General features: G+C 65.2%; 4 protein-coding genes and 3 pseudogenes. 3 read left to right on the forward strand and 4 right to left on the reverse strand.

Annotation, left to right across the window (positions count from 1 at the left end; translation table 11 throughout):
- From EOA27_RS20805 to guaD, 3 genes and pseudogenes are all read left to right on the forward strand, one after another.
- Nucleotides 1-261: pseudogene (locus EOA27_RS20805) on the forward strand (8-oxoguanine deaminase); the annotation flags it as partial.
- A gap of 18 nt (nt 262-279) precedes the next feature.
- Nucleotides 280-1,131: an aromatic ring-hydroxylating dioxygenase subunit alpha gene (locus tag EOA27_RS20810; RefSeq protein ID WP_126083501.1), complete on the forward strand. Its 852-nt coding sequence runs from the start codon at nt 280-282 to the stop codon at nt 1,129-1,131.
- A 27-nt stretch (nt 1,132-1,158) separates the two neighbouring features.
- On the forward strand, nt 1,159-2,541 hold the full coding sequence (gene guaD, locus EOA27_RS20815; RefSeq protein ID WP_126078763.1) for a guanine deaminase: 1,383 nt from the start codon (nt 1,159-1,161) through the stop codon (nt 2,539-2,541).
- A gap of 127 nt (nt 2,542-2,668) precedes the next feature.
- On the opposite strand, the pseudogene EOA27_RS42220 reads toward guaD, so the two are convergent.
- The 4 genes and pseudogenes from EOA27_RS42220 to EOA27_RS20835 form a co-directional block, all read right to left on the reverse strand.
- Nucleotides 2,669-2,746, reverse strand: a pseudogene (locus tag EOA27_RS42220) (NADP oxidoreductase coenzyme); the annotation flags it as partial.
- A 13-nt stretch (nt 2,747-2,759) separates the two neighbouring features.
- Nucleotides 2,760-3,494: a ribonuclease activity regulator RraA gene (locus EOA27_RS20825; RefSeq protein WP_126078762.1), complete on the reverse strand. Its 735-nt coding sequence runs from the start codon at nt 3,492-3,494 to the stop codon at nt 2,760-2,762.
- A 23-nt stretch (nt 3,495-3,517) separates the two neighbouring features.
- Nucleotides 3,518-4,681 (reverse strand): mandelate racemase/muconate lactonizing enzyme family protein, encoded by a 1,164-nt coding sequence (locus EOA27_RS20830; RefSeq protein ID WP_126078761.1) that lies wholly within the window; start codon nt 4,679-4,681, stop codon nt 3,518-3,520.
- A 29-nt stretch (nt 4,682-4,710) separates the two neighbouring features.
- Nucleotides 4,711-5,176 (reverse strand): annotated as a pseudogene (locus EOA27_RS20835) (TOBE domain-containing protein); the annotation flags it as partial.

Below are 5,176 nucleotides of genomic sequence, written 5' to 3' on the forward strand. Positions count from 1 at the left end.
GCGCTGCTCGGCCGCGACGACATCGGCCATCTCGCCCCTGGCATGAGCGCTGATTTCATCGCGGTGAGGCGCGACCAGCTCGGCCTGTCGGGAACCGGACGCGACCCGCTCGCGGCGCTGGTGCTTTGCGGGCCCTTCCGCGTCGACTATTCCTATATCAACGGCAGGGAGATCATCGGCAAGGGCGCGTTCCGGTCCTTCGACGTCGAGGAGGCTCTTGCCGACCACCGCGCAGTGATGAACAGGATATACAACCAGTAGAGGGAGACGGGCATGGCCATGCAAGCCGAGAAGGCTGCTCTCGACCAGTGGTACTGCATAGAGGCGCTGGACGACATTCCGGTCGGCGCGATGCGCAACAGGTTGCTGGGCGTCGATCTCAGCGTCAGCCGCGATGCCGGCGGCAAGGTTGTCGTCACGCGCGCGGGCGACAGCGAGGCTTTGCCGATACGCGAACGCTACGGCTATTTGTGGGTGACGCTCGGCGCGCCCGAACGCGACGTCCTGCCGATCCCCGAGACGCAAGAGGACGACCGGCGCTGGGTGATCTGCGGCGCGGTCTCGGTCAGGGCCTCGGGGCTCAGGATCGTCGAGAACTTCCTCGACATGGCGCATTTCCCCTTCGTTCACACCGACATCCTCGGCGCCGAGCCGCATACGGAGGTGCGGCACTACACGACAGAGATCCGTCGCGACGTCGACGAGGTCTGGGCGACCAATTGCGAGTTCTTCCAGCCGCAGGCGGCGCTGTCCGCGACCGGAGGCATCATGACGCAGTACATGTACCGCGTCGCCAATCCCTTCGCGGTCATGCTCTACAAGACATGCCCGAACTCGGCGAACCGCTGGGACGTCATCTGCCTGTTCGTCCAGCCGGTCGAGCCGGACCGCTGCCGGGCTCATCCGGTGATGTTCCTGATCGATGACGTCTCGACGACGGCAGCGCTCGTCCAGTTCCAGCAGCTCATCTTCCTGCAGGACCGGATCATTTTGGAGAACCAGCGGCCGCGGCTTCTGCCGCTCGAGCCCCGCGCCGAAATCCCCACCCGCGCGGACGCCTCCTCGGTGGCCTACCGCCGCTGGCTGAAGGAAAAGGGCATCGTCTACGGCACCACGGCCATGGCCGCGTGAGCGGCAGCCTGGCCGCGCGAAGGCAACATGACCGACCTCAAGGGCAAGACATTGCTCGCCTCCGGCTTCCACGCGCCGGAGCGCGGCAGCATAGACGAGCTTCGCGACGCGCTGATCGCGGTTCGCGAGGACGGCGTCATCGCCTCCGTGCTGAGGCCGGGCGACGAAGCCTATGAGGCCGCCGTCAGCGCGGCGGCCAGGGCAGGGACGCTCGTCCGGCTGCCGAAGGGCCACTATCTGCTGCCCGGGCTTGTCGACCTGCACGTGCACGCGCCGCAATACCCTCAGCTCGGCCAGGCGCTTGACGTGCCGCTGGAGGTCTGGCTGCACAAGTACACCTTTCCGCTTGAGGCGCGTTACGCCGACGTCGCGTTTGCCCGGCGCAATTACGGCCTGCTGGTCGAAGACCTGCTCGCCAACGGCACGACGACCGCGCTCTATTTCGCCACCATCCACCGCGACGCGACCCGCATCCTCGTCGACGCCTGCCTAGAGCGCGGCCAGCGCGCCCTGGTCGGCAAGGTGGTCATGGACAACGCCGACCAGTGCCCCGACTACTATCGCGACGCCTCCGCGCAAGCGGCGGTCGACGGCGCGGCCGAGCTGATCGACTATGTCCGCGCGCACCCGGACAACGGGCACGGCCTGGTCCGTCCGGTGGTGACACCGCGTTTCATCCCCGCATGCACGGATGCCTCGCTCGTCGAGCTGGGAGCGCTCGCGAAGAGCTGCGGCTGCCATGTGCAGACGCATTGCTCGGAGAGCGACTGGGAGCATGGCTACGTGCTGGAGCGGTACGGCGTGACCGACACCGCGGCCCTCGACCGGTTCGGGCTGCTTGGCCGATTGAGCGTGCTCGCGCATGCCAACTTCATCACGCCGGACGACATGGACACGATCCGGGTGCGCCGTTCGGCGGTCGCCCACTGCCCGCTCTCCAACGCCTACTTCGCCAATGCAGTCTTTCCGCTGAAGGCAGCGCTGGAGAAGGGGCTCATTGTCGGGCTCGGAACCGACATTTCGGGCGGGCCGAGCGCCTCGCTCTTCGACGGCATGCGCGGCGCGGTCATGGCATCACGCATGCTGGAGACCGGCACCGACCCCGACGTGCCGCCGGAAAAGCGGAGCAGCCGGAGGGCCGCGCGGATCGATTTCCGCGACGCCTTCCACCTCGCAACCGCCGCGGGCGGGACCGCGCTCGACCTGCCGGTCGGGCAGTTCGCGGCGGGCTATCATTTCGATGCCTGCGTCATCGACACCCAAGCCGTGGGCGGCACGATCAGGCTGCTGCAGGAAGACCTCGACCGTGGCGAAGGCATCCTGCACAAGATCGTCTACACTGCGTCCAGGACGAACATCGCAATCGTCTGGGTAGGCGGCCGCGCTGTGGCCGGCGGGTTCCCTTCGTAGATACGATTTCAATTCTGTAGCCAATATCGGATGGAACGGATACCCAATCGACCCGCTGCTTCAATGGGTTACAAGACGTAATCGCGCCCGACCAGTTCACGGCCTCGATCACACGGTCGCAGACCGATTACTGCACCTTCTTGAACAACTTCTGGAAGATGAGCTGGCCCCAAGCGCGGCCACGTGCCTGCACCAGCGCTCCGCCTCGTTGAGCTTTCCTAACGTCTCGTCTTGCGCCACGCCTCATACTCACCGCGGGCATCATCGTGCAGCGGATAATAGCGCTGCAAGGGCGCGCCCTGCATGAGCTTCTCTCGGGAAAACTCTTCCCAGTCATGATGCTTCTGCGCCTCCTCGATCACCATGGGCGCCATCGAGACGGGAACCACTACGGCCCCGTCATCGTCGGCGACGATGATGTCGCCGGGGATCACCGTGACGCCGCCGCAGGCGATCGGGACGTTGACGGCATTGGGATAGATGCTGGTCTGCACATGATAGTTGGGCGTCCAGCCGCGCAGCCATAGCGGCAGGTCGAGCTTCTCGACATTGGGCCGGTCGCGCATGCATCCGTCGATGACAATGCCCGCGCCGCCCCGGCCCTTGAAATAGGTCGACATCATGTCGCCGAAGACGCCCGATCTCATGTCGCCGCGCGCGTCGACCACGACCACGTCGCCTTCCTGCGCGTGGTAGAGCACATGCCGGTGCAACTGCGTTTCCGGATCGGCATATTCGCCTTCGTTGAAGAGGTCCGGCCGCTGCGGCAGGAACTGCAGCGTCAGCGCCGGTCCGACGATCGACTTGCCGTGGTTCTGCGCCACCGGGCCGACCATGTGCGGGCTGCGGAAGCCCATATGGCCTAGCGTGCCGGCAACCGTCGCGGCGCCGATCTCCTTCAGCGCTTCGATCAGGTCCTTGGACGGTCGCGTGATGTCGGTTGTATGCGTCATTGTCGGACTCCGGGTGAGATGGACTACCAGTTGGTGACGGAACCGTCGCGGCGCTTGAGATGCGGCGCCTCCCAGAAGCGAAAACTCTGCGCCTGGATCGCCGCCTCGTTGACCTCGACGCCCAGCCCCGGCAGATCGCCGACAGGGTAATGGGTGCCGTCCAGCCGCGGTTGCACGGGAAAAAACTCGGAATTGTCGAAGCCCAGCTTCCTTTCGGGCACCCTGGTTTCGAGCCAGGCGAAGTTGGGCACCGCGGCGCCCAGATGGATGGTCGCGGCCGTGCACACCGGGCCAAGCGGATTGTGTGGCATCAGGTCGACATAATGCGCTTCGCTCCAGCCGGCGACCTTCATCGTCTCGGTGAGCCCGCCGACATTGCAGACATCGAGTCGGTTGAATTGGTGGATGCCGCGCTCGATATAGGGCAGGAACTGCCACTTGCTGGCAAACTCCTCGCCGATGGCGAAGGGGATGTCGGTCATCCCGCGCAGGCTCTCATAGGCCTCCGGCGCTTCGTCGCGGATCGGCTCCTCGAGAAAATCGAGCACGCCGCGGCCAAGCTTGCCGCAGAAGCTCGCCGCCTCGGCCACCGACAGCCGATGATGATAGTCGATGCCGAGCACCACGTCGTCACCCAGCGCCTCGCGCGCCTTGTTCAGCATGCTAGCGGTGGGACCTATCGACTCGCGCGGCTCGAAAATGTCCCTGCTGCTTTGTCCGGCGGGGAAGAAGCGGATCGCCTGCCATCCTTCGGCATGCAGTTCGCGCGCTCGTTCGATGGCGGCGTCGCCCTCGGCCTCGTCTCCGGTCGAGGCGAAGGTGGGGATGCGATCACGCTGCTTGCCGCCGAGCAGCTCGTAGACCGGCACGCCTAGCGCCTTGCCCTTGATGTCGTGAAGCGCGATGTCGATCGCGGAGATCGCCGCCTGCAGAACCCGCCCGCCTTCGAAATACTGGCTGCGATAGAGTTCTTGCCAGATCCGGCCGATCTGCATGGCGTCGCGGCCGATGAGAAATTCGCGATAGTGCTCGACCGCACCGGCCACGGCCTTCTCGCGACCGCTCAGGCCGCTCTCGCCCCAGCCGAAGATGCCCTGGTCGGTCTCAACCTTGACGAGCATCTGGTTACGGGTCCCGACCCACACCGGGTAGGGCTTGATCGCGGTGATCTTCATCTTCGTCGTCATTCCCCCTCATGTCTCATGCGTTCGCCGTCTCAACTGGCCTCGAGCGCCATTTCCGTTTCGCTGTCGAACAGGTGCATGCGCTCCTGGTCGAACTCGAGCCAGATCTGCTCGTCGGGTGCGACGGCGACGTTGGGGGACACGCTGATATTGACGATGGCGCCGGAGAGGAACGCCTGCACGAAGGTGACGTCTCCGGTCGGCTCCACCGTATAGGCCTTGGCCGGAATAGCGCTGGGAACCGCGCTCTTGTGCAGCTTGATCGTCGAATGTCGCGCGCCGAGCACGACCTTCCTGGTGGTCGCTTTCTGGACCTTGCGCGCATTGCGTTGCGACAGCTCAAGACTCCAGCCTTCCGCGCTCGTCAGGACGGCGCCGCCATTTGCCGTCGACCCCTCCAGCGGAATAAGGCTCATCGCCGGACTGCCGACGAAGCTCGCGACGAACATATTGGCGGGATGGGCGGAAACCTGCGCCGGCGAATCATATTGCTGCCGG

Origin of the sequence: Mesorhizobium sp. M2A.F.Ca.ET.037.01.1.1 (assembly GCF_003998075.1) — a bacterium.
Taxonomy (GTDB): domain Bacteria; phylum Pseudomonadota; class Alphaproteobacteria; order Rhizobiales; family Rhizobiaceae; genus Mesorhizobium.

Excerpts from the sequence above, each read along its gene's own strand:
- EOA27_RS20825 (WP_126078762.1), bottom strand. The coding sequence starts at position 3,494 with ATGACGCATACAACCGACATCACGCGACCGTCCAAGGACCTGATCGAA.
- EOA27_RS20830 (WP_126078761.1), bottom strand. The coding sequence starts at position 4,681 with ATGACGACGAAGATGAAGATCACCGCGATCAAGCCCTACCCGGTGTGG.
- EOA27_RS20810 (WP_126083501.1), top strand. The coding sequence starts at position 280 with ATGCAAGCCGAGAAGGCTGCTCTCGACCAGTGGTACTGCATAGAGGCG.
- guaD (WP_126078763.1), top strand. The coding sequence starts at position 1,159 with ATGACCGACCTCAAGGGCAAGACATTGCTCGCCTCCGGCTTCCACGCG.